The 23,548-nt window shown below is 72.6% G+C and carries 21 protein-coding genes; 17 read left to right on the forward strand and 4 right to left on the reverse strand.

Going from position 1 to position 23,548, the window contains the following annotated elements:
* Positions 1 to 2: 2 nt before the first annotated feature.
* Together CF165_RS28085 and CF165_RS28090 are read left to right on the forward strand one after the other, a co-directional pair.
* Positions 3 to 1,502, forward strand: coding sequence for a family 43 glycosylhydrolase (locus CF165_RS28085; RefSeq protein ID WP_240521833.1), 1,500 nt, complete (start codon positions 3 to 5; stop codon positions 1,500 to 1,502).
* 88 nt (positions 1,503 to 1,590) lie between these two features.
* A complete protein-coding gene (locus tag CF165_RS28090) occupies positions 1,591 to 2,181 on the forward strand; it encodes a dihydrofolate reductase family protein (RefSeq protein WP_093950568.1) in 591 nt (196 codons plus the stop codon).
* A gap of 3 nt (positions 2,182 to 2,184) precedes the next feature.
* On the opposite strand, the gene CF165_RS28095 is transcribed toward CF165_RS28090, so the two are convergent.
* The 4 genes from CF165_RS28095 to CF165_RS28110 are packed head-to-tail and all read right to left on the reverse strand — an operon-like array spanning position 2,185 to position 8,258.
* A complete protein-coding gene (locus CF165_RS28095) occupies positions 2,185 to 5,478 on the reverse strand; it encodes a hypothetical protein (protein WP_093950569.1) in 3,294 nt (1,097 codons plus the stop codon).
* Between the two features lie 48 nt (positions 5,479 to 5,526).
* Complete coding sequence (locus CF165_RS28100) at positions 5,527 to 6,510, reverse strand: HEAT repeat domain-containing protein (protein WP_093950570.1); 984 nt, start codon at positions 6,508 to 6,510, stop codon at positions 5,527 to 5,529.
* Positions 6,504 to 7,151 carry a HEAT repeat domain-containing protein gene (locus CF165_RS28105; RefSeq protein ID WP_093950571.1) on the reverse strand — a complete coding sequence of 216 codons (648 nt, stop codon included), beginning with the start codon at positions 7,149 to 7,151 and terminating at the stop codon, positions 6,504 to 6,506. Before CF165_RS28105 ends, CF165_RS28100 begins: the two co-directional genes overlap by 7 nt.
* Before the next feature lie 60 nt (positions 7,152 to 7,211).
* Positions 7,212 to 8,258 carry an NAD(P)-dependent alcohol dehydrogenase gene (locus tag CF165_RS28110; RefSeq protein WP_093950572.1) on the reverse strand — a complete coding sequence of 349 codons (1,047 nt, stop codon included), beginning with the start codon at positions 8,256 to 8,258 and terminating at the stop codon, positions 7,212 to 7,214.
* A 6-nt stretch (positions 8,259 to 8,264) separates the two neighbouring features.
* Here CF165_RS28110 and CF165_RS28115 point away from each other — a divergent pair, with 6 nt between their 5' ends.
* The 15 genes from CF165_RS28115 (at position 8,265) to CF165_RS28185 (ending at position 23,535) form a co-directional block, all read left to right on the forward strand.
* On the forward strand, positions 8,265 to 9,062 hold the full coding sequence (locus tag CF165_RS28115) for an SDR family NAD(P)-dependent oxidoreductase (protein WP_093950573.1): 798 nt from the start codon (positions 8,265 to 8,267) through the stop codon (positions 9,060 to 9,062).
* Positions 9,063 to 9,139: 77 nt separating this feature from the next.
* Positions 9,140 to 10,009: a branched-chain amino acid ABC transporter permease gene (locus CF165_RS28120; protein ID WP_093950574.1), complete on the forward strand. Its 870-nt coding sequence runs from the start codon at positions 9,140 to 9,142 to the stop codon at positions 10,007 to 10,009.
* A gap of 8 nt (positions 10,010 to 10,017) precedes the next feature.
* Positions 10,018 to 12,519 (forward strand): ATP-binding cassette domain-containing protein, encoded by a 2,502-nt coding sequence (locus tag CF165_RS28125; RefSeq protein WP_093950575.1) that lies wholly within the window; start codon positions 10,018 to 10,020, stop codon positions 12,517 to 12,519.
* On the forward strand, positions 12,519 to 13,523 hold the full coding sequence (locus CF165_RS28130) for an acyl-CoA dehydrogenase family protein (protein ID WP_093950576.1): 1,005 nt from the start codon (positions 12,519 to 12,521) through the stop codon (positions 13,521 to 13,523). Before CF165_RS28125 ends, CF165_RS28130 begins: the two co-directional genes overlap by 1 nt.
* A 77-nt stretch (positions 13,524 to 13,600) precedes the next feature.
* Positions 13,601 to 14,389 carry an enoyl-CoA hydratase/isomerase family protein gene (locus CF165_RS28135; RefSeq protein ID WP_093950577.1) on the forward strand — a complete coding sequence of 263 codons (789 nt, stop codon included), beginning with the start codon at positions 13,601 to 13,603 and terminating at the stop codon, positions 14,387 to 14,389.
* Between the two features lie 3 nt (positions 14,390 to 14,392).
* A complete protein-coding gene (locus tag CF165_RS28140; RefSeq protein ID WP_093950578.1) occupies positions 14,393 to 14,662 on the forward strand; it encodes a Zn-ribbon domain-containing OB-fold protein in 270 nt (89 codons plus the stop codon).
* Positions 14,659 to 15,795, forward strand: a complete 1,137-nt coding sequence (locus CF165_RS28145; RefSeq protein WP_093950579.1) for a thiolase family protein — start codon at positions 14,659 to 14,661, stop codon at positions 15,793 to 15,795. The genes CF165_RS28140 and CF165_RS28145 overlap by 4 nt, the downstream gene beginning before the upstream one ends.
* On the forward strand, positions 15,792 to 16,976 hold the full coding sequence (locus CF165_RS28150; RefSeq protein ID WP_093950580.1) for an acyl-CoA dehydrogenase family protein: 1,185 nt from the start codon (positions 15,792 to 15,794) through the stop codon (positions 16,974 to 16,976). Before CF165_RS28145 ends, CF165_RS28150 begins: the two co-directional genes overlap by 4 nt.
* Complete coding sequence (locus CF165_RS28155) at positions 16,973 to 17,866, forward strand: phosphotransferase family protein (protein ID WP_093950581.1); 894 nt, start codon at positions 16,973 to 16,975, stop codon at positions 17,864 to 17,866. Before CF165_RS28150 ends, CF165_RS28155 begins: the two co-directional genes overlap by 4 nt.
* Positions 17,867 to 17,868: 2 nt before the next feature.
* A complete protein-coding gene (locus CF165_RS28160; protein ID WP_093950582.1) occupies positions 17,869 to 19,083 on the forward strand; it encodes an acyl-CoA dehydrogenase family protein in 1,215 nt (404 codons plus the stop codon).
* Complete coding sequence (locus CF165_RS28165) at positions 19,080 to 19,850, forward strand: SDR family oxidoreductase (protein WP_093950583.1); 771 nt, start codon at positions 19,080 to 19,082, stop codon at positions 19,848 to 19,850. The genes CF165_RS28160 and CF165_RS28165 overlap by 4 nt, the downstream gene beginning before the upstream one ends.
* Positions 19,850 to 20,566 (forward strand): SDR family oxidoreductase, encoded by a 717-nt coding sequence (locus CF165_RS28170; RefSeq protein ID WP_093950584.1) that lies wholly within the window; start codon positions 19,850 to 19,852, stop codon positions 20,564 to 20,566. The genes CF165_RS28165 and CF165_RS28170 overlap by 1 nt, the downstream gene beginning before the upstream one ends.
* Positions 20,563 to 21,297 carry an enoyl-CoA hydratase/isomerase family protein gene (locus CF165_RS28175; RefSeq protein ID WP_093950585.1) on the forward strand — a complete coding sequence of 245 codons (735 nt, stop codon included), beginning with the start codon at positions 20,563 to 20,565 and terminating at the stop codon, positions 21,295 to 21,297. Before CF165_RS28170 ends, CF165_RS28175 begins: the two co-directional genes overlap by 4 nt.
* A gap of 62 nt (positions 21,298 to 21,359) precedes the next feature.
* A complete protein-coding gene (locus tag CF165_RS28180; protein WP_093950586.1) occupies positions 21,360 to 21,986 on the forward strand; it encodes a TetR/AcrR family transcriptional regulator in 627 nt (208 codons plus the stop codon).
* A gap of 361 nt (positions 21,987 to 22,347) precedes the next feature.
* Complete coding sequence (locus CF165_RS28185; protein ID WP_093950587.1) at positions 22,348 to 23,535, forward strand: ABC transporter substrate-binding protein; 1,188 nt, start codon at positions 22,348 to 22,350, stop codon at positions 23,533 to 23,535.
* Positions 23,536 to 23,548 lie beyond the last annotated feature (13 nt).

A 23,548-nucleotide genomic window follows, 5' to 3' on the forward strand; every position in this document is an offset into this window, starting at 1 on the left:
AAGTGCTGACGAAGAATGCCCGGCGAACACTCGCTTCGATCCTGTTGTCCCTTGCGGTCGCGCTGACATCCGTCGGCGCTGCCGAGGCGGTTCCCCGTGTTGCGGCGGCCGTCACGATCCAGAACGACGTGTTCTGGAAGGACACTTCGGGGAACCCGATCTACTCCCAGGGCGGGGGTGTGCTGAAGGTCGGCGGCACCTATTACTGGTACGGGGCCAAGTACAACGGCGCGGTCACCTACTACAACAACCCGGCGGCCGGGAAGAACGGTGACACGTCGCTGAGTGCGATCACCATCTATTCGTCGACCGACCTGGCGAACTGGAAGTTCGAAGGCAACGCGCTGACCGGATCCGATCTCGGCGGTGGCTGGGTCGGCCGGATCGGTGTGGCGCGGAACCCGAACACCGGCAAGTACGTGCTCGTCTCGCAGCTGGACAGTGGCCTGGTGTTCGCGACCAGCAGCACGCCGAACGGCCGGTTCACCCGGGCGGGGACGCAGTCGAGTATCGCGGGCGTGTCCACCGGCATGTCAGGTGACCAGTCGGTCTTCACCGACGACGACGGCAAGGCGTATCTGATCTACAGCAACAAGAGCGGCCGGTCGCACCTGTACGTGTCGTCGTTGCGGGCTTCGGACTTCCTGCAGGTCGACCCGGCGAAGAACGTGTACAACAGCTCGGCGGGTGGCCGTGAAGGCAACATCATGTTCAAGTACAACGGGACGTACTACTTCTGTTCGTCGGATCTGCACGGCTGGAACGCCTCCCACACGTACTGCATCAGCGCGAAGAACATCATGGGCCCGTACTCGTCGGAGTTCGTGCTGCAGGGAACGGACGCGGATTTCTCGCACGTGACTCAGACCGGGCTGGCGTTCACGGTGACCGGCTCCCAGGGTTCGTTCGTGATGTTCGGTGGTGACCGCTGGAGCGACTTCGCGGGCAACGGCCTCGGGTACAACGACTGGGTGCCGGTGACCTTCTCCGGGTCGACGCCGGTGTTCCATTCGCTGAGCCAGTGGACGGTCGACGCGGCGGCGGGAACGTGGGCGGTCGCGCGGGGCAACAACTACGTCCTGAACCCGGGTGCGGAGGCCGACCGGGTGGCGCAGAACGACCTCGCCGGCTGGAGCACGACCGGCGGGGCGGTGAACAGCAACAAGCAGGGCGGGCACACCGGGCGGTGGGCGTTCGCGCAGAGTTCGTCGTCGGCCTACACCGCGAGCAGGTATCAGGACATCTCGCTGCCGAACGGTACCTACACACTGTCGGCGTGGGTGAAGAGCAGTGGCGGCCAGAAGAAGGCGACCGTCTTCGCGAAGAACTTCGGCGGGAGTGAGGTCAGCGCGTCGATCAGCCAGTCGCTCGGGAGCTGGACGAAGGTGACCGTTTCCGGGATCGCCGTGACGAACGGGTCGGTCCAGGTGGGAGTGTTCTCCGACGCGAACTCGGGCAACTGGGTGAACGTCGACGACTTCAGCCTGGTGCAGACCGGCTGACCCCGGAAGAAATCCCGGACGGGCTGTCGAATCCGGCGCCGCGTGATCGACGCACGGGTGAGAAGCGGAGCCGAGGAAGGGATTCACCATGGTCAGGACGCCAGTGCGGCTTTACATGTCGATGTCGGTCGACGGGTACATCGCCGGGCCGGACGACCGGCCGGGCCAGGAGCTCGGCCGCGACGGCGGGCGGCTGTTCGACTGGCTCGACGACCGGATGTCCGAGGGGATCAACGGGCAGGTGTACGCCGAGGCCTCGGCGACCGGCGCCGTGATTTCCGGACGCCGCACCTTCGAGCTGGCCAAGCGATGGAACGGTGACCACCACGACGGCGTGCCGATCCACGTGCTCACGCACACGATCGACCCGGCCGACCAGCCTCCGGGCAGCGCGAAGTTCTACACCGACGTCGACGCGTGTGCCGACGAGGCCCGGGCAGCAGCGGGAGATCGACCCGTGCTGGTCCACGGCGCGGGGGCGGCACAGGCCCTGCTGGCCGCGGGCCAGCTCGACGAGATCGAACTGCACCTCATCCCCGTGCTGCTGGGTGGCGGACGGCGGCTGTTCGAGCCGGCCGGGCTCGGCCACGTCGAGCTGGAGCCGGTCCGGCGGCTCGAAGGCCGCGGCGTCACCCACCTGCGGTACCGCGTAGTCCCTCGAGACGGAAACCGGCCGTGATCGTCACTCGGGGGCGAACGAGAGGCGCGACGCACGTTCGCGGACGTCGGCGTCGGAGTGGTCGCGCAGCGCCCACACCAGCTCGCGCCACGGACGTGGCCACCCGGCCCGGGCGCCGGCCTGGCTCGCGATCCCCGCCGCGAGCAGCGCCTCGGCCGGGCTGGCCGTGAGGGCCCGGGCGGTGCCGAGCAGCTCGGGCCGTTCCGGGTCGTGGCCGGCCAGCCACGCCGCCAGCCGGCCCGCCACCTGCCAGGCCAGTGCGGGACGGTCGGCGAGGGCGGCGATCCGGCGGACCGCCGGCAGCAGGTCGCCGCGGCGGGGAAGGGCGGCGACGGCGAGCATCAGCGCGTCCGTCCGGTACTCCGGCCGGTCCGCCAGCGCCGTCGCCAGCCGGTCCGCCGCGCCGCGCATCGTTTCGCCGCCGGCGTCCAGGCGGGTCGCGAGGCAGGCGACGAAGTGGCGCAACCGTTGCCGTGCGGGCTGGTCCCGGTCGGCGACGACGACGTCGTCCGCTTCGGCGAGTGTCGTGACCACGGCCCGCAACGGCGCGGGATCGCCGGTGACCGCGCACGCGGTGAGCACCGCTTCGACCGCGGAACGCCAGGTCGCGGTGCCGGCCAGGTCGCCGATCAGGGCCACCAGCGCCGAGGGCCCCTCGCGGTCCCAGATGCTCCACGCCGGCCAGGCGGCCAACCCGGTCCGCGCGGTGTCCGGGTCGGCGTGGCCCGCCACGCTCCGGACCAGCGCGCCGTAGCGTGCGCGGTACCGCTCGGCGACCGTCAGCGGACCGGCTTCGGTCACGGCGGTGGCCACGGCGTCCACAGTGGACGCTTCGGCGAGCCACTGCCAGGCGCGGTCGTCGTCGAGCAGCCGGCGCGCGGCCGACACGATGGCACGGCGGAGGTCGCGGTGCAGGTCCGGGTCCGCCCACCGGGCGGCCAGTTCGCCGGCCGCGCCGGGCACGCGGTGCTCGGCGAGCAGCCGGACCGCTTCCTTGCGCGACGTCACCTTCTTCCCGGCCAGCACGGGACGGAGAGCGGCACCCAGTTCGGCCGGCGGGATGGTCCGGGCGGCCCGGACGGCCGCGTACACCGCGACCCGGGCGCGGTCGGTGTCCGCGTAGCCGAGCAGCGTGCCCAGTGCGTCGCCGGGCCGATCGGTCCACGCCAGCCCGGCCAGCGCGGCCTCGACCACCGCGACCTCGTCGTCCAGGAGGAACGGCTGCACGTCGCCGACGCCGGCGCCCGGCAGGGTCGCCAGCCGGTGCACGGCCGAGACCCGTTCCCAGACCGCCTTGCGGGGCGCGGTGGCGACGTCGGCCAGCAGCTCGGCGTACCGGGCGACCTGACGCGGCAGCCAGTGCCGCAACGACCCGCCGAACCTCGGCACCAGCCGGACACCACGCTGGACGAACCGGCCGCGCGGCGGCCGGTCCAGCACGCGGTCGAGCAGATCGGTCCGCCGCTCGCTGACCGCGTTCGCCACCGCGGCCACCGTGATCGTGGACGGGTCGCGGCGGATCACGGCCTCGACGCGTTCGTCCCGGGTCGCGGGCGGGGCCAGCCACAGCTCGAGCGCCCACTGCACCGTGCTGTCGTCGGCCGCACCGGTCGCTTCGCCCACGGCGGCCTGCAGCCCGGGCATCGTCCACGCACGCCGGCGCAGGCCCGCTGCCAGGGACAGGACCAGGTCGTAGCGGCCGGCGCGGGCGTCGTCGGCGATGCGCGGCCGCAGCGCGGAGAACAGGCCGTGCTCGGCGCCGCGGGGCAGATCCTGGTCCAGGCGGTGCAGGGTGAGGCTGCGCGCGTGGCCACCGGACAGCTCCAGGATCCGCAGTCCGCCTTCGACCAGGTCGGGCCGCGTCGCGAGCGTTCCCTGCCGGACCAGGCCGACGGCCAAGGTGCCGACGGCCTGCCGGGTGCCCCAGGACGCGTCCCTGGCCTGGACGGCGTCGGTGGCCAGCTTGACCACTGTGGACGGATCGGCCGACCGCAGCAGCCACCCCGGGATCGCCGCGACGGCCGCGAGCGCGGCGTGCCGGACCGGGTCCTGTTCGTTGGGCAGCCGGGTCAGCGACGCCAGCAGGCGGGCGACGACGTCCGGGTCCCCGGTCGCGGCGGCGGCGCCGACCAGCAGCGGGTAGCCGAGGGCCCGTTCCCCGGCGGTCGGCCGGGCGGTCGCGGCGCGCAGCAGGGGCTCGGCCTCCGGCCACGGCAGCCGGGCGGTCGCCTCCCGGCGGAGATCGGGGTGGTCGGCCACCGGGCGGGTGGCGAGCAGCCGGCGGGCCTGCTCGTGCCGCGCCCGCCACGGCAGGACGTCGAGCAGCGCGAGCGGAAGCCCGGCCTGCAGCAGGTCCCGTTCGCCCAGCGCTCCGTCCAGGACGGCCGCGCGCCGGGCGGGCGGGAGCCCGCGCAACACCGCCGTCAGCCGGGTCACGTCGGCGAGCAGGGCGCGCGCGAGCGAGGTCAGGGACTCGTCCGACGCCCGCCTCAGGGCGCGCTCCGTGCTGCGGCCCGCCTGGAACCGGATGCGCCGCGCGGGATCGGCGAGGAGCGCGACGACCCGGTCCGGATCGGCCGCGATCGCGGTGGCCAGCCAGCGGTTCGCGCCGGGCGGCAGCCCGGTCAGCGGTCCCGAGCGGGCGAGCAGGTCCACGAACTGCCCGGTGTCGTGCCGGACCAGGTGCCCCAGCGCGGGACCGAACCGCGCCCAGACGGCGTCGCGGCCGGCGTCACCGGCTTCGGTCAGCCGGCGGCGCAGGTGCGCGAGCACGACGGTGGGGTGCCGGCGGGCCAGGGCGGCCCAGTTCGGGACGGCGAAGTCCAGCTCCGGCAGCAACGCCGTCACCGTGCCGGGTTCGCAGGCCGGGAGCACGGCGGCGGCTTCGTGGTCACCGAAGCGGGCGCGCACCGGGGGCAGCAGAGCTTCGGCCCACTCGGTGGCACCGGTGGCGCGCACCGCGCGGTAGAGGATCTGCCGCCACGCGAGGGGCGCGGCCGGCAGGGCCGCCGTGACGACGTCGAAGTGCAGGCCGCGGCGGGCACAGTGCTCCAGCACCGGCCCGGCGACGCGGGTGTCGGGCGCGACGAGGCAGTGCCGCAGGTGCGCGTCGTCGCCCGCGATGACGCTCATCATCGCGGCCCAAGCCCGGGGCAGCCCGGGGACGGCGTCCAGTTCCGCGAGCAGTCCGGTCAGCTCCGGGGTACCGGCCAGCGCCCGTGCGGTATCGGCGAAGACCCGCCGTCGCGCGGGCGCGGCCAGCGGGTCGACCCGGTCGAGAAGGGCGCGCATGTCCATTTCGCCGATTGTTCCCGATCATGGAGCCCCCACCAACGCATTTCCGGCTCACGGATCGGCGGAAACCCCGGCGAGGGCCGAGGCGATGAGGGCGACCGCCCGGTCCTCGTCCCCGGCCAGCTGCCGCAGGAGGTCGTGCGCGAGGGTGCCCGGGAGTTCGGCGAGCGCCTGGGCCACGCGGATCCGCACCGCGGCGTCCGCGGCGAGTTCGCCGGCCAGCGCGTTCCGGATCTCCTTGCCGCGTACGGGGTCCCGGGCCAGCGTGCCCAGGACTTCCGCCGCTTCGACGTCGTTCGCGCCCTCGGCCACCATGCCGACGAGCACCGGCACGGCGGCGGCCGTGCCGCGCCTGCCGGAGGCCAAAGCGGCGGACCGGCGCACGTGCGGGTCACTGTCTTCGAGCGCGGCGGCGAGCACCGCGGTCGCCTCGTCGCCGGGTAGCTCGGCGATCGCCAGCACCGCGCGGCGCCGGACGTCGACGTCGTCGGAGCGCATCCCGGCGGCCAGGGCGGTCACGCCGTCTTCGCCCGCGCGGGCGAGAGCCCATCTCAGCGCTCCGGCGACGTTCGGATTCGTTTCGGTGAGGACCGCCTTGGCCAGCAGCGGCACGTCCTCGATCGGCGTCAAGGCGGCCTGCTGCCGACGTGACGGACTGGGGGAATCGAGCCCGTGCAGGAGGTCGACGACGTGCAGGACGCCGTCCCAGCCGGAGGGTTCCGAGGCGTCGATCGCCCGGAGCCGCTCGAGGAGTTCCTGTTCCCGCTTCAGCCGGTCTTCGGTCCGCCGGATGAGGTCGCCGACCAAAGTGGACGGTGTGAAGGCGGGATCCGCCAGCGCCCGGCCGACCTGCCGCAGCGACATCCCGAGGGAGCGCAGTCCTTCGACGTGGAAGATCCGGCGGATGTCCGCCTCGGCGTACTCGCGGTAGCCGCCGACGGTGCGGCCGGTCGGCCGCACCAGCCCGAGGGAGTCGTAGTGCCGGAGCATCCGCGTGCTCACCCCGGACCGGCGGGCCACCTCGCCGATCAGCACGCCGTGCTCCGTTCCGGGCCGAGCGCGACGATCCGCTTCGCCTCGTCGACGGCCAGGTCGAAACCGGCATCCGGGTCGTGCAGGAGCCGTTGCGTGGCACGGGCGTGCGCGCGCACACCGGGGTCGGGGTGGCCGAGTCTTGGCCGCAAGGCGGCCGCGTCGCCGAGCGCGACGAGGGCCCGGCTGAGGCTCAGCTGCACGGTCCGGTCGCCCCGGCCGAGCTGAACGGCCAGTTCCGCGGCCAGGTTCGCGCGTTCCGCGGGCGGCACGAGGACGACGGCGGCGCGCCAGGCACTTCGGGCGACCTCGTCGTCGGGGTCGTGCAGCAACGACCGCGTGATCGCGGGCCACGCCGTCCGGTCGCCGATCTTGGACAGCGTGTGCAGCGCCTGGCCGCGGGCCCGCGCCCGTCCGGAACGGAGTTCCGTGACGAGCTTGGGCACGGTGATGTCCGCCGGGAGGCGGGTCAACGCCCAGGTGAGCATGTCGCGCACGAAGAAGTCGGGCTCGATCGCGCACCGCGCGATGAGCGCGTCGGCCAGGCCGGGGTCGGCCAGGGTGCCCGCGGTAAGCGCTGCCCGGAGCCGTGTCGACGAGTTCCCGGCGCCCAGCGCGGCTGGTGAGTAATGGATGGTGACCACCTCCTCCCCGCAGTGAAGACCTTGTCACAGTGTCAAGGTCAAGCGCTGCGCCCGGCTCGGTCAGCCGGGCAGGAGGACCGCCCGGCCCAGGACGCGCCCCGCGCGCAGCCGGTCGAACGCTTCGCCGGCGTCCGCCAGCGGGAAGAGTTCGGTCTCCACCCGGATTCCGCCCGTCCTCGCCAGCGCGATCACCTCGGCCAGTTCGCGGCTGCCGCCCCAGAACGGGAGCGACACCGACGCGCCCTGGGGGAGCGGGCCCGGCTTGGTGATGGTGAGCTTTCCGCCGCCGCTGCCGACGAGCACCAGGTCGCCTCCCGGACGCAGGACGCCCGCGGAGAGGCGCAGCGTCGGGTCGCTGCCGACGAAGTCGAGCACCGCGTCGGCGCCGCCGGTCTCGCGCCGCAGGACGGTCTCGGTGTCGGCTCGCGCGAGCAGGGTGCGGTGGGCGCCGGACCGGCCGGCGAGGGACAGGGCGTCCTCGCGGACGTCGACGGCGAAGACCCGGGCTTTGGTGACCGCGCGCAGGATCTGGATCGCCACGTGCCCGAGCCCGCCGACGCCGACGACCACCACGGACGCGTCGTCGCCCAGCCGCAACCGGGCCACCGCGTGGTACGGCGTCAGTCCGGCGTCGGTGAGCGGTGCGGCCTGGGTGGCGTCGAGGTCGCCGATCGGCACGAGGTGGCGGGCGTGCGGGACCAGGACGTGGCCGGCCATGCCGCCGTCGCGGCCGAGACCCGCGCCGGCCCACCCCAGCTCGGCGCGCCGGTCGCAGTAGTTGTCTTCGCCCACCGCGCACCGGCGGCAGGTGCCGCAGCCCCACGGGCCGTGCACGGCGACCCGTTCGCCGGCTTCGAAGCCGGAACCGGCCACGACGTGCCCGGCGATCTCGTGGCCCAGGGTGAACGGCGGCCGGTAGGGGAGGGCACCCGGCGCCGCGTCGAGGACGTGCAGGTCGGAATGGCAGATCCCGGCCGCCTCGACGCGCACCAGGACCTCACTGCCCGTGGGTTCGGGCACGTCGACGTCGGCGAGCGCGGGCGGCTCACCCCACGCCGGAAGCCGCAGGGCCCGGGTCTTGCGCACCGCACTCACAGCACTCACCATACAGAAATGAACTCAGTTCAGGAAGCGTCGTTCGACGGCAAGGTGGCGCTCGTGACGGGCGCGGGCTCGGGGATCGGCGCCGCGGTGGCGCGGAAACTGGCCGAACGCGGTGCCGGGCACGTCGTGCTCGCCGACCGGGACCTCGCGGCCGCGGAAAAGGCCGCCGCGCCGCTGGCCAACGCTCAGGCCGTGGAGGTGGACGTCTCGGACGCCGGCCGCGTGGACTGGCTGGTCGCCGGGATCGAGCGCGACCACGGCGGGCTCGACGTCGTCGTGCACGCGGCCGGTGTCGACGATCCCCAGGCGAAGCAACGGATCGCGGACGCCTGGGAGGCCGGGCGGCCGCCGGAAGTCACGGCGGAGCTGGATGTGCGGTCGTGGCGGCGGGTCATCAGCGTGAACCTCGACGGCACGTTCCACGTCCTGCGCGCGGCGGTCCGGGTCATGGTGCCGCGGCGCGCCGGTGCCGTGGTCGTCGTCGGATCGTCGTCCGCGTTCGACGCCCCGGTGGGCTACCCGCACTACTCCGCGTCGAAGGCCGGGGTGCACGCGCTGGCCCAGGCGGTGGCGAAGGAAGTGGTGCCGTTCGGGGTCCGGGTCAACGTCGTGGCGCCCGGGCCGACAGAGACGGGGATGGCGGCGCGGACGCCGGACGCGCTCCGCCGGGCTTTCGCCGCGTCGGGCGGCGGGGCCTACGCCACCCCGGACGAGATCGCCGGCGTGGCGTTGTTCCTGGCCGGTGGGGAAGCGGCCAACCTGGCCGGCGCGGTGGTGCTGGCCAACGGCGGCCGCTTCACCGCCTGACGGGGTTGCCAGGCCGCGGCCCGGCGGCTACCGTCACCTGAACTGAGTTCACTTTGTCCTCAAGGGAGAGGATCGGCGTGGATCAATTCCTGCTCGTGCTCGTCAGCGGGATCGCCAGTGGCGCGATCTACGGCCTGATGGGCCTCGGCTTGGTGATCGTCTACCGGGCGACGGACGTCGTGAACTTCGCGCTCGCGAGTCTCGCGACGCTCGGCTTGTACGCCGCGATCACCTTCCACGACAACGGTGCCGCGGTGCTCGTCGGCGTGCTCGGCGCGGTCGTCGTGACCGTGGTGGCCGGGCTGCTCGTCCGCGAGGTCGTGATCCGGCCGCTCGGCCAGGGCCGGCTGTTCGCCGCCCTCGTGGTGACCATGGGTGTCGCGCTCATCGCCGAAAGCGTGGTCAGCTCGGTCTGGGGCACGCAGCCCAAGTCGTTCCCCAGCATCGTCGACGGCACCGTCCGCCTGCGCGGCGTCGCGATCCCGGCGCAGAGCCTGCTGACCATCGCGGTGGCCGGCGTGGCGATGGGCCTGGTCGCGTTCCTGTTCGGCCGGACCACCACCGGCTCGGCGATGCGCGCGGTCGCGGAGTCCGCCGACACCGCCCAGGTCGTCGGGATCAGCGCGCAGCGGATCGCGCGGCTGGCCTGGGCGCTGGGCCTCGGGCTCGGCGCGCTCGCCGCGTGCCTCTACGCGCCGAAGGTCGGCCTGGCGCCCACCGTGCTGTCCGCGCCGCTGTTCCGGGCCTTCGCCGGGATCTTCCTCGGCGGGCTGAACAGCATGTACGGCGCGGTCGTCGGCGGACTGGCCGTGGGGGTGCTCGAGAACCTCGGCGCGAGCTACGTCTCGGCGAGCTTCCGCGACACCTTCGTCTTCACCTTCACCGTCCTCGTGCTGCTGATCCGGCCCCAGGGCCTGTTCGGCACGCGCACCTTCCAACGGGTTTGAGGTACGCCATGTCCTTCCTCGGCTCCCGGGTGACGCGGGCCCTGCTCGGCCCGCTCGCCGCGGCCGCCCTGATCGCCGTGCTGAACTCCGGCGTGGTCCCGCCGTTCCAGGCGTATTCGGTCGCGCTGGCCGCCGTCTACACGATCGTCGTGCTCTCGGTCGGCCTGCTGGCCGGCTGGTCCGGCGTCTGGTCGGTCGGGCACCCGGCGTTCTTCGCGCTCGGCGCGTACTTCGCCGCCTACGGCAGCGGCCACGGCTGGTCGCTGGAGACGATCGTGGTCGGCACGGTCGTGGCCAGTGCGGTGCTCGGCGGCTTCCTCGGCTACGCCGGCGCCCGGTTCTCGACGCTCTACATCGCCCTGCTCACCTTGGCGTTCAGCCTCGTCTCCCTCGAGGTCATCAACCGCTGGACCGACGTCACCGGCGGCGACCAGGGCGTCCCGGTGTCGCAAGTGGACACTCTCGCCGGCGTGCTGCCGAGCGGCGGAACGGAAGCGCAGACCCTCGCCGTCGCCGCCGCCGGGGTGTGCCTGGCGATCGCCGTGCTGGCCAAGGGGTCCGCGTTGCGGATGCGCCTGGTGGCGGCGAAGTCGCACCCGCTGGTCGCCCAGTCGATCGGCATCGCGCCCGAGGCGCAGTCGGCGCTCGCGTTCGCCGTGAGCGCCGCGTTCACCGGGTTCGCCGGGGTGCTGCTGGGCCTGCTCAGCGGGTTCGTCAGCCCCGACCCGTTCTCGCTCAACCTGGGGATCTCGCTCATCGCCTCGTGCGTGCTCGGCGGGGTCGGCAGCGTGCTCGGCGCCGTGGTCGGCGGCGGCTACCTCGCCTGGTCGCCCACGCTCGCCTCGTCCGCCGGGCTGCCACAGCCGGTGGTCCAGGGCCTGGTCCTGATCGCCGCACTGATCTTCCTGCCCAGCGGCGTGGTGCCCTCCCTCGGCAAGCTCGCCCGGAAGCTGGCCCGCCCGTCGCGTCCCGCACCGGTGACCGTGCCGGAACCCGAGATCACCCGCCGGGTCCTCGACGGACCGCCGTTGCTGACCTTGACGGACGTCTCCGTGCGCTTCGGCGGATTGAAGGCCCTGGAAGGCGCGTCGCTTTCGATCCGCAGAGGCGAGGTCCTAGCCGTCATCGGCCCGAACGGCGCGGGCAAGACCACGCTCATGAACGTCCTTTCCGGACTGATCGGCGGCGGCCGCGTCTCCGGCAACGCGGAGTACGACGGCAAGCAGCTGCTGACCGGCCGGGCCACCGCCCGGCGACGGCTCGGGATCGGCCGCACCTTCCAGCACGCGGAGACCTTCGACGAGCTCACCGTCGCGGAGAACGTGCTGTGCACGCACCGCCGGATCACGCCGCGGCAGCGCCGGGTCGCGAGCGAGCTGCTCACCCGCGTCGGCCTGGCCGACGTCGCCGACCGGTACCCGGCCGAGCTGCCCTTCGGCCTGCAGAAGCGCCTCGACCTCGCGCGGGCGATGGCCGAGGAGCCCGCGCTGCTCGTCCTGGACGAGCCGTTCGGCGGCCTGGACGCCGACGAGCGCGCGACCGCCGCCCGGCAGATCGAGCGCCTGCGCGACGCCGGCGCCGCCGTGCTGGTCATCGACCACGTGCTGGACGACCTGTTCGCCGTGGCCGACCGGGTCGTCGCCTTCGACTTCGGCAAGCCGATCGGCGAGGGCGCGCCGGACGAGGTGCTGCGCGACAGCGCCGTGCAGGCGTCCTACCTCGGCACGACGACCCCCCGCGCCGCGTTGCCCGCGCGAGCCGCGGACAGCCCGGTGGTGCTCCGGCTGACCGGCGTCGAACACCACTACGGCGGGGTCGCGGCGCTGCGCGGGATCGACCTGGACGTCCACGAGGGCGCCGTGCTCGGCGTCGTCGGCGCGAACGGCGCGGGCAAGAGCACCCTCGGCCGCGTCCTGCACGGCTCGCTGAGGCCGTCCGCCGGGACGCGCGAGGCGAGCGACACCGGCGTCCGGACGGTGCGGACCAGCCTCGTGCCCGAAGGCCGGGCCCTGTTCAAAACGCTGTCCCTGCGCGAAAACCTCGAAGTCGCCGCGTACTCCGTGGGGCTGAAGGGAGCGGCGCTGCGGGCGAGGCTGGACGAGACGGCGGAGTGGCTGCCGCCCCGGCTGCGCGACCGGCTTTCGGTCCAGGCGGCCGGGCTCAGCGGCGGCGAGCAGCAGATGCTCGCCATCGCCCGCGCCCTGATGGCGGGACCGGACGTCCTGGTCGTCGACGAGCCGGCGCTCGGGCTCGCCCCGGCCCTGGTCGACGAGGTGTACGGGCGGCTGGGCGAGCTGGCCGAGGGCGGGCTGACCGTCGTCCTGCTGGAACAGCTGCTCAGCCGCGCGATGGCGACCTGCCACGACGTGGTCGTGCTGCACGAAGGCGTGGTGGCCGCGCACGGCCCGGCGGCCGACCCGGCGTTCGCCGCGCGGGCCGAGTCCGCGTACTTCGGCGGCGAGCACGCGGTCGCGCTGGGCGTGCGTGACGTGACGACATTGGAGGCGTGATGCCGATCGATCCGGCGTGGATGACCGAGACCGCGGAGCAGCGCGAGCTCCGGGCCGTGACCAGGGACTTCTTCGCCGCGCACGGGAACGACGACGGGCTGTGGAAGCGGATGGCCGGCGAGCTGGGCGTCCAGGGGCTCGCGATTCCCGAGAAGCACGGCGGCGCCGGGTACTCGTTCCCCGAGCTGGCCGTGGTGCTGGAGGAGGCCGGGCGCGCGTTGTGTGCCGGGGCGCTGCTGCCGACGGTCGTCCTCGCCGCGAACACCCTCCGGCTCTGCGGTGACGAGCAGTACCTGCCCGGCATCGCCGACGGCACCCTGAGTGCGACTGTCGCCTTCGACGGTGATGTCCGGGAGCGCGACGGGACGCTGTCGGGTTCGGCGGACTTCGTGCTCGGCGGAGCGGACGCGGACCTGATCCTCGTGCGGGCGGGGGACCGGCTGTTCGCCTGCGAGCCGGACGCCGCGACCAGAACACCGCTGCGCGTGCTCGACGAGACCCGGCCGCAGGCGCGGCTCGAGTTCCGCGACACCCCGGCGACGCTCCTGGGGAGCGCGGACGTCGTGCCGCGGGTGCTCGACATCGGCCGGGCCGCGCTGGCCGCCGAACAGCTCGGCGGCATCGGGCACGCCCTCGAGGCAACGGTGTCCTATGTGGAGCAACGACGGCAGTTCGGGCGGCCGATCGGATCGTTCCAGGCGGTCAAGCACCGGCTCGCGGCACTGCTGGTGGAGTACGAGGCCGCGCGCTCGGCCACGGCGTACGCCATCGCCTGCGTCGCCACCGAGTCTCCGGAGCTCCCGGTGGCCGCCGCGGCGGCGGCGATCGTGGGCACCGGCGCCTACCGGCTGGCGGTCGCCGAGTACGTCCAGCTGCACGGCGGGACGGGCTTCACCTGGGAGCACCCGGCGCATCGCTACGTCCGGCGCGCCCGCGCGGACGAGGTGCTGTTCGGCACCCCGCAGAACCACAGCGCACGCCTCGCCGTCGCATTGGGACTTTAGCCACCCGCGCGCGGGTTGACAGCGGACCTGTCCGACCTATTCAATCAAACTGAAGTCAGTTCAGTTAGGAGAACGAGATGGCCGTGGAAGACGAGATCCAGTTCGAGCGCGACGGGAACGTGGCCCGGGTGTGGCTGAACCGGCCGTGGAAGAAGAACTGCGTCACCGTGCCGATCCTGGAGCGGCTCGACGAGATCATCACCGAGGTCGACAAGGACCCGGACCTGCGCGTGCTGGTCCTGCGCGGCCGCGGCGGCACGTTCTGCTCCGGCTTCGACCTCGACAGCCTGCAGGCCGAGTACATCGGCAGCTCGACGGCGATGGAGGTGGCCGTCATCTCCGCGAAGATCTGCGACCGCCTGTACTCGATGAACACGCCGTCGGTCGCGGTCCTCGAGGGCTACGTCACCGCCGGTGGCTTCGAGCTGATGATCTCCTGCGACTTCGCGATCGCTTCGGACGACGCCAAGATCGGCGACTTCCACATGCGCCGCGGGCTCTTCGGTGGCGCGGGCCCGATCTACCGGGTGCCGCGGATGATCGGCATCCGCAAGACCAAGGAGCTGATGCTCACCGGCAAGCTGCTCTCCGGTGTCGAGGCGGCCGACTTCGACCTGATCAACAAGTCCGCGCCGGGCGAGAAGCTGGACGAGACGGTCGAGGAGTTCATCAGCCACCTCACCGACAAGAGCCCGTTCCAGATGCGCATCACCAAGATGACCATCGACCGCAGCCTCGACGCCGACACGCAGTCGCTGATGGTCATGGAGCACCTCGCGGTGGGCGTGACACTGAATTCGAACGACGCGGCCGAAGGCGTCGCGGCGTTCCTGGAGAAGCGCGAACCCAAGTGGACGGGGCGCTGAGCGATGACGCCGACGGGGGTGACCCTGCCCGCCGAGGGCACGTTGTGGACGTGGACGGTTCAGCGGTTCGCCCCGAAGTCGCCCCCGTACGTCCCGCCCACCGGCGGCTTCGAGCCGTTCGCGCTCGGGTACGTCGAGCTGGACGGCGGGCCGCGCGTGGCCGCCGTGCTCGACGTGCCCGGGGCCGTCCACAGTGTCCATATCGGAATGCGCATGCGCGTCGAAGCGACTGACGGAGTTCCGCACGCCCAGCCGGTCGAGGAGGATTCGTGACCGACGACGTCCTGATCTGCGGCGCCGCCCGCACCCCGTTCGGCCGGTCCGAGCGGTCCGGCCGGGAACACGCCGTCGCCGCGGCGACGGCGGCGCTCGCCGACGCCGGGATCCCGTGGTCCCGGGTCGGCGCCGCGTTCGGCGGCAGCGACGCGGCCGGGCTCGCCGACACCCTCGTCGCCGACCTCGGGCTGACCGGCCTGCCGTTCGTGAACGTCAAGAACGGCTGCGCGACCGGCGGCAGCGCGCTCGTCTCGGCGGTCAACGCGATCCGCGGCGGGATGGCCGACGTCGTCCTCGTCGTCGGGTTCGACAAGCACCCGCGAGGCGCGTTCGACCCGCGTCCCGAGGACTGGGGCCTGGACGACGCCTACGGGCGCGACGGGCTGATGGTGACCACGCAGTTCTTCGGCGTGAAGATCCAGCGTTATGCGCACGACTTCGGCATCACGCCGAGGACACTCGCGCTGGTCGCGGAAAAGGCGTACCGCAACGGCAGCTTGACGCCGGAAGCGTGGCGCCGCAAGGAGATCGGCGCGGACGAGATCCTCGCGTCGGGGATGGTCAACGACCCGCTGACCCGCTTCATGTTCTGTTCTCCGGGGGAGGGCTCGGCGGCGCTGGTCCTGTGCTCTCCCTCGGTCCCCACCCGCGACGCCGTCACGCTGCGGTCGGCCGTCGTGCGGACCCGCCGTCGTGGCTCGTTCGAGGTGTTCAGCCCGGTGCTGGAAGCGGGCGAGCCGACCAGCGTCAGCCGGGACGCGGCCGCGGCGGCGTTCGAAGCGGCCGGCCTCGGACCGTCCGATGTGGACGTCATCCAGCTGCAGGACACCGAAAGCGGCGCCGAAGTGATGCACCTGGCCGAATGCGGCTTCTGCGAGGACGGCGAACAGGAGAAGCTGATCGCCGACCGGGCCACGGAGATCGACGGGCCGCTGCCGGTCAACACCGACGGCGGCTGCATCGCCAACGGCGAGCCGATCGGCGCGTCCGGGCTGCGGCAGGTCTACGAGGTCGTCCAGCAGCTGCGCGGCCGGGCGGGCGCCCGGCAGGTGCCGGGGGAGCCGCGGATCGGGTTCACCCACGTCTACGGCGCGCCCGGGGTCAGCGCGTGCACGGTGCTGGCCCGATGACCGGCCCGGCGGAATTCCGCGCCGAGGCACGGGCCTGGCTGTCCACCGTGGCCGCTCTCCGGACCTCGGCCTCCTGGGGAACGGGCGACGACTCGGTCGCGGTGTTCGACAACTGGACCGAGGAAGAGGAACACGCGCACACCGCGCGTGGCCAGGAGTGGGAGCGCACGCGGTTCGACGCCGGTTGGGGCGCGCTCAGCCGGGCGCCGTCGTCCGGCGGCCGTGGGCTGCCCGCGTTCTACGAGCAGCTCTACCGGACCGAGGAAGCCGCGTTCGACGTCCCGCGCCGCAGTGAGATCTTCCCCGTCACCCAGCACTTGGTCGCCCCGGCGATCGAGATCTGGGGCACCGACGAGCAGAAGCGACGCTGGCTGCGGCCGATGCTGCGGACCGACGAGCTGGCCTGCCAGCTGTTCTCGGAGACCGAAGCCGGGTCCGACCTGGCCGCCGTCCGCACGAAAGCGGTCCGCGACGGCGGCCACTGGGTGCTGCACGGCCACAAGGTGTGGACGTCCGGCGCCCGGGTCGCCACCTGGGGTGTCGCGGTGTGCCGCACCGATCCGGAAGCGCCCAAGCACGCCGGGATCACGGTGTTCCTGGTGCGGATGGACGCCCCGGGCGTGACCGTGCGGCCGATCCGGCAGATGACCGGCGGGGCGAGCTTCAACGAGGTCTACCTCGACGGCGTGGTCGTGCCCGACACCGACCGGCTCGGCCCGGTCGGCCAGGGCTGGAAGGTCACCCTGAGCGTGCTGGCCGCCGAGCGGCTGGACTCCGGGTCGCTGGGCCTGGACAACGCCGACCGCGCGATCGAGCTGGCCCGCCACCGTGCCCTGTCCGACGTCGAGCGGCAGCAGACCGCGGACCTGTTCGTCCGCACGCTCGTCCAGCGGCTCATCGGCCTGCGTGTCACGGCGGCTCTCGCGGCGGGACGGGAGCCGGGCGCGGAAGCCTCCGTGGGGAAGCTGTACGCGACCGAGACCATGCGGCGGACCAGCGACCTCGTGGTGCAGCTGCTCGGGCCGCGGCTGGTCGCGGACACCGGCGAGTGGGGCACGTTCGCCTGGACCGAGCACCTGCTGGGCGCCCCCGGCTACAGCATCGCCGGCGGCTCGGACGAGATCCAGCGGACCATCCTCGCCGAGCGGGTGCTCGGCCTGCCGAAGGAGCCGTCCCGATGAGCCTCGCCGACCAGGTCCGTGAGCGTCTCGGTGGTGAGCTGGAAGTCCTGCCGGGCGGGCACTCCGGGCTCACCTACACGGTCAAGGACTCCTACGTCGTCAAGGCTGTCCCGCCGGGGCAGAAGCCGGTGGGCCGCAACGACGTCCTGCGGCAGGCGCGGGTTCTGCGCGCACTTGAAGGTTCGGCCGTGCCCGTGCCGCGCGTGATCGTGACGGACGAGACGTGGTTCGCCATGGAGTTCGCCGAGGGTGCGGCCGTCGAGCCCGTCCTCGACGAGCACACCCTCGCGCCGGAACTGGCCCGCGCCCGGATGCTCGAGGCCGCCCGTCTCCTGCGCTTGCTGCACGACGCCGGGCCAGTGCCCGGTGAGCCACCCGCCACGGCCGCCGGGGAGCTGGAGCGCTGGAGCCGCACGATGCACGCGGTCCCGGCCGAACTCCGGCCGGGCGCCGAGGACCTGCTGCGGTCGCTCGCGGGCGCCGTGCCGGACGATCTGCCCCCGGTCCTGGTGCACGGGGACTTCCGGCTCGGGAACGTGCTGTTCGCCGGTGACCGGCCCACCGCCGTCGTCGACTGGGAAATCTGGAGCACCGGCGATCCCCGCACCGATCTCGGCTGGTTCCTGCTGTTCGCCGACCACCGCAACTTCCCGGCTCTCGGCGTCCCGGTGCCCGGCCTGCCCGGTGAGGCGGAGCTGCTCGAGGTCTACGGCGACCCCCTGCCGGACATGGCGTGGTTCCGGGCGCTGGGCCGGATGAAGATGGCCGCGATCATGGGCCACAACCTGCGCCGGCACCGCGAAGGCAAGCACCACGACCCCGACCAGGAGCGGCTGCCCCCGACGATCGCGGCGATGATCCGGTCCGCCGCGGACATTCTGAGGAGTTAGGCATGGATTTCGCGTTTTCGGCGCGTGCCACCGAACTGCAGGAGCGCGTCCGGTCCTTTATGGACACACACGTCATCCCGGCCGAGCCGGTGTACGACCGCCAGCTCGCCGAGGCCGCCGACCCGCACGCGTTGCCGCCGATCATGGTGGAACTCAAGGAAAAGGCCCGCGCCGAAGGACTGTGGAACCTGTTCCTCGCCCACGGCGGCTGGGGCGCCGGGCTGACGAACCTCGAGTACGCGCCCTTGGCCGAGCTGATGGGCCGGTCGATCATCGGCAACGAGGTCTTCAACTGCTCCGCCCCGGACACCGGCAACATGGAACTCCTGGCCCTCTTCGGCACCGCCGAGCAGCAGGAACGGTGGCTGAAGCCCCTGCTGGACGCCCGGATCCGGTCGTGCTTCGCGATGACCGAACCCGACGTCGCCAGCTCGGACGCGCGCAACATCCGCACCCGCATCACCCGCGACGGCGACCACTACGTCGTCGACGGCCGCAAGTGGTACACCTCCGGCATCCTCGACCCCGACTGCGCACTCATCATCCTGATGGGCGTCAGTGACCCTTCCGCGCCGACGTACCGGCAGCAGAGCATGGTGCTCGTTCCGCGGGACGCCCCGGGTGTCACTGTGCTGCGCGACCTGCCGATGTTCGGCTACACCGACCGCCTCGGTCACGGTGAAGTGCTGTTCGAGAACGTCCGCGTGCCCGCGTCGAACCTCCTCGGCGGCGAAGGCGAGGGGTTCGCGCTCGCCCAGGGGCGGCTCGGCCCCGGCCGGATGCACTACGCGATGCGCGCGGTCGGGTTCGCCGAACGCGCGTTGCGGCTGATGTGCGAGCGGACGCTGTCCCGGGTCGCGTTCGGCGGCCCGCTCGCCGACCAGGGCGTCGTGCGCGAGTGGATCGCGCGCAGCCGGATCGAGATCGAACAGCTGCGGCTGCTCGTGCTCAAGTCGGCCTGGCTGATGGACACCGTCGGCAACGCGGCCGCCCGGCTGGAGGTCGCCGCGATCAAGGTCGCCGCCCTCGACGTCGCCCACCGCGTCGTCGACCGCGCGGTGCAGGCCCACGGCGCGGCGGGGGTCAGCGACGACACCGTGCTGGCCCGGCTGTTCTCGATCACCCGTGCGCTGAAGATCGCCGACGGCCCCGACGAGGTCCACCTGCGCACGGTCGCCCGCCTGGAACTGGCCCGGTACAAGGAGAAAGCGCCATGAAGGTCCTCGACGGACAGGTAGCCGTGATCACCGGCGGCTCGCGCGGCATCGGTCTCGGCATCGCTCGTGCGTTCCGCGCGGCCGGGGCGCACATCGTCATCGCGGCGCGCAAGGCCGACGGGCTCAGGGACGCCCGGGCCGAGCTGCTCCGCGGCGAAGGCACCGGCGACGTCCTGGACGTCGTCGCCAACGCCGGGGAACCCGAGCAGGCCGAGCGCTGCGTCGCCGACACGATGGTCCACTTCGGACGGCTCGACGTCCTGGTCAACAACGCGGCCACCAACCCGTACATGGGCGACCTGCTCGAACTGGACCTGCCGCGCGCGGAGAAGACCGTGCGGGTCAACCAGTACGGCATGATCGCCTGGAGCCGCGCGGCCTGGCACGCCTGGATGAGCGAGCACGGCGGCACGATCGTCAACATCGCCTCCGTCGGCGGGATGATCGTCGACCCGCAGATCGGCTACTACAACGCGACGAAAGCGGCGATGCTGCTGATGACCCGCCAGCTCGCCTACGAACTCGGCCCGAAGGTCCGGGTCAACGCGATCGCGCCGGGCGTGATCAAGACCGAGCTGGCGCGGGCGGTGTGGGAGGCGCGCGAACCGGTCCTCACCGCCAAGCTGCCGCTGCGCCGGCTCGGCACCACCGAGGACGTCGCCAACGCGGCCCTGTTCCTGGCGAGCGAGGCGTCGTCGTGGATGACCGGGCAGGCCCTCGTGCTGGACGGCGGCGCGACCGCCCTCCCGATCGCCGTGGACGCGTGATGTTCTCCCTGGAGGGGAAGACGGCGGTGGTGACCGGGGCGTCTTCGGGCTTGGGCGCGCGGTTCGCGTCGGTGCTGGCTTCGGCGGGGGCGACCGTGTTCGCCGCCGCGCGCCGGGCCGGCCGGCTGGCCGCTCTCGGCCCGGGCATCCACCCCGTGACCTGCGACGTTTCGGTCGCGGCGGACCGGGAACGGCTGGCCGAGACGGCGGGCCGGATCGACATCCTGGTCAACAACGCGGGCGTACCGGGGGAGCAGCAAGCCGCGAAGGAGAGCGCTGCGGATTTCGCGGATGTCCTGGCGGTGAACCTCGTCGCGCCGTACCACCTGTCCCGGCTGATGGCCGAAAGCTCCGGCGGCGGCAGCATCGTCAACGTCGCGTCGATCCTCGGGCTGGTCTCGGCCGCGCCGATGGGCGGCGCGAGCTACGCCGCGTCCAAAGCCGGGCTGATCGGGCTCACCCGGGAGCTGGCCGGCCAGTGGGGCGGCGCCGGGATCCGGGTCAACGCGCTGGCGCCCGGCTGGTTCCGCACGGAGATGACCGAAGACCTGTTCACCGACGAGCGCTCCCGCCGGTGGGTGGAGCGCAACACGATGCTGAACCGCGGCGGCGACGCCGGCGAACTCGACGGCGCCTTGCTGTTCCTGGCCTCGGACGCCTCGTCGTACTACACCGGCCAGGTGATGGTCGTCGACGGCGGCTGGACCGCGCGATGAGCGTGTCGGTGGCCGTCGAGAACGGCGCCGCCCACGTCCGGCTGACCCGCGGCCGCGGCAACCCGATCGACCTCGCGACCGCGGAAGGCCTGCTCGACGCGGCCCGGCGGTGCGAGCACGTCCGGTCGGTGCTGCTCACGGCGGCGGGGCAGTCGTTCTGCGTCGGCGGCGACCTGCGCGAGTTCGCGGCGGCCGACGACCTCCGCGCCCACCTGGACCGGGTCACCGGCGCCCTGCACGAGGCGCTCCGGATCTTCGCCGCGCTCGACGCCCCGGTGGTCGCCGCCGTGCGGGGCGCGGTCGCGGGGGCCGGGCTCGGGCTCCTCGGCGTCGCCGACCTCGTGGTCGCGGCGGAGGACGCCGGGTTCGTGGCGGCTTACACCGGGATCGGCTACACCCCCGACGCGGGTGTTTCCTGGTCGCTGCCCCGGCTGGTCGGGCCGCGGCGGGCCCTCGACCTGCTGCTGACGAACCGCCGTCTCACGGCCGCGGAGGCACTGGCCATCGGCCTGGTCACCAGCGTCGTGGCGGACCCGGAGCAGACGGCGGCTACGCTCGCGGAGCGGCTGGCCGGCCCGGCCTTCGGCGTCACCAAACGCCTGGTCCGTGCCGGGCAGGCGGCTACCTTCGAGCAGCACCTGGACGTCGAAGCCCGGACCATCGCCGAGGCGGCGGTTTCCCCGCACGGCCGGGACGGCGTCGCGGCTTTCCTCACCCGGAAGCCGATGTGACATGAATTCAGGTGAGGACTACGCTCGGGGGTCGCAAGGTGACGCGCACGAGAGGGCAGGCGATGACCGGGGCGAGGCTCGTGGAACCGGACGAAGGACCCCGGTCCAAGCGGAGCGCCATCCTGGCCGCGGCGGTCGAGTACTTCGGCGAGACGGGCTACGAGGCGACCAAGTGGTCGGCGGTGGCCGGCCGCGTCGGGATCGGGCAGACCGCGCTCTACCACTACTTCGAGTCCAAGGCGCACTGCCTGCTGACCATCATGCGGCTGGAGCTGCAGCGCTCGCGCGACCAGTTCGTCGAAGCCACCGAGGGCGAGACCGACCCGGTGGCGGCGCTGCGGGCCGCGGTGCGCGCGGCGTTCGCGGTGTCGGAGTCCGAGATCCTCCAGATGCGGATCCTGCAGAACAACATGGTGCTGCTGGCCGGGCCCCGTGCGTCGAAACGCGAGGAGACCGAGCGGCGCGCCGCCCGCGAGCTGGTGCAGAGCATCGAGCGCGACTGGACCCGCCTGCTCACCCAGGGCATGTCCCAGGGCGCGTTCCCGGTCCGCGACGCGCACACCCTCGCGCTGGCCATGCTGGGCATGATCATCAGCGTCTGGCGGTGGTACCGGCCGACCGGCTCGACCCCGCTGGCCGAGGTGCGGGAGCTCATCGAGGGCTGCTGCCTCCGCATGGTCACCGAATAGCCCCGGCTTTCCGCAGGGCCCCAAACGCCCCAATGTGGCGTTGGTTGCGTCCAACGCACCGAACGCCACATTGGGTGCGCTGGACGCACCGAACGCCACATTGGGTGCTCCATCCATGCCCCCGCCACCACCCTCAACGGAGGCGCTGCGCGCCACAGTGCCGATTCAACGCACCGAACGCCACATTGGGGCGCTGGCGACCGGTCAACAACGGAAGCCGAGCCGACGATCCACAAAGGACTGAAGTCGCCAAGTCCTGTCCGCTGAGCCTCCTTTTCGGATAGTTCTCCGCTTCCCTTGTCCGCCCGTGCAGTGGCGGCTACAGTCAAACTGAACTGAACTCAGGTTGCTAGGAGCAGTCATGCGCCTCCGCTCGACGCCCGTCAAAGTTGCCGCCGTCGCCGCGACCCTCGTTCTCGCCGCCACCGCCTGTGCGAGCGCGAACTCGGCCGGAGCGAACGACAAGGAAATCACGATCGGGGCGTGGTACCCGCTTTCCGGCGCGGTCAGCGCCTCCGGCGTCCCGCAGCGCGCCGGCGCGGACGCCTACTTCAAGATGATCAACGACCGCGGCGGCATCAACGGCCGCAAGGTCAACTGGATCGTCAAGGACAACGCGTTCGACCCGCAGCAGACCGTCCAGATCGCCCGCGAGCTGATCGGCCAGGACAAGGTCTCCGCCATCGTCGCCGCCAACGGGACGTCGCAGGCCGAGGCCGCGTTCCCGTTCGTGCTCCAGCAGTCGAAGGTGCCGATCCTCAACGAGCTCGGCGGCCTCGACTCCTGGTACAACCCGCCGCGCGCGAACCTCTTCGGCACGCAGACGCTGTACGAGGACCAGGCCGCCGCGCTCGGCGACTGGGTGGTCAAGGACGGCCGCAAGAACGTCGTCGTGGTGCACAGCGACCCCGCCGCGTTCGTCAAGGTCGCCCAGGCCGCCCAGAGCGTCGCCAAGAAGTCCGACCCGGCGATGAACGTGAGCCTGCAGCCGGTGAAGTTCCAGTCCACCGACTACAGCCCGGTCGTCAGCCAGGTGAAGGGCAAGGCACCGGACGCGGTCATCCTGATCCTCGCCTCGCCGGAGGCGGCCGCGTTCATGAAGGAAGCCAAGCTGCAGGGGCTCGCCGCGCCGACCTACAGCTACGCGCCGGTCGCCGCGCAGTCCACGCTCACCCTGGCCGGTCCCGCCGCCGAGGGCGCCCGCGCCGTGCAGCTGGTCAAGTCGCCCAACGACACCGACCCGTCCGTCAAGGAGTTCCGCGACGCCATGGCGAAGTACGAGCCGGGTCAGCCCGCGGACTTCATCGCGCTCTGGGGCTGGGCCGGGGCGAAGGTGTTCGCCCAGATCGCGCAGACCATCCCGGGCGCGGTGACGTCCGAAGCGCTGGCGAAAGCCTACGAACAGGCGAAGAATATCGATCCCGGCGTCGCTCCCGTGATGAGCTTCGGCCCGGACCGCCACATGGGCTCGCGCGATGTGCAGCGGGTCGTCGTCAAGAACGGCAAGTGGACCTCCGAAGGGGACTTCTACACGCCGCCCGCCCGCTGAACCACACTCAAGG

It is taken from the genome of Amycolatopsis vastitatis, assembly GCF_002234595.1.
Taxonomy (GTDB): domain Bacteria; phylum Actinomycetota; class Actinomycetes; order Mycobacteriales; family Pseudonocardiaceae; genus Amycolatopsis; species Amycolatopsis vastitatis.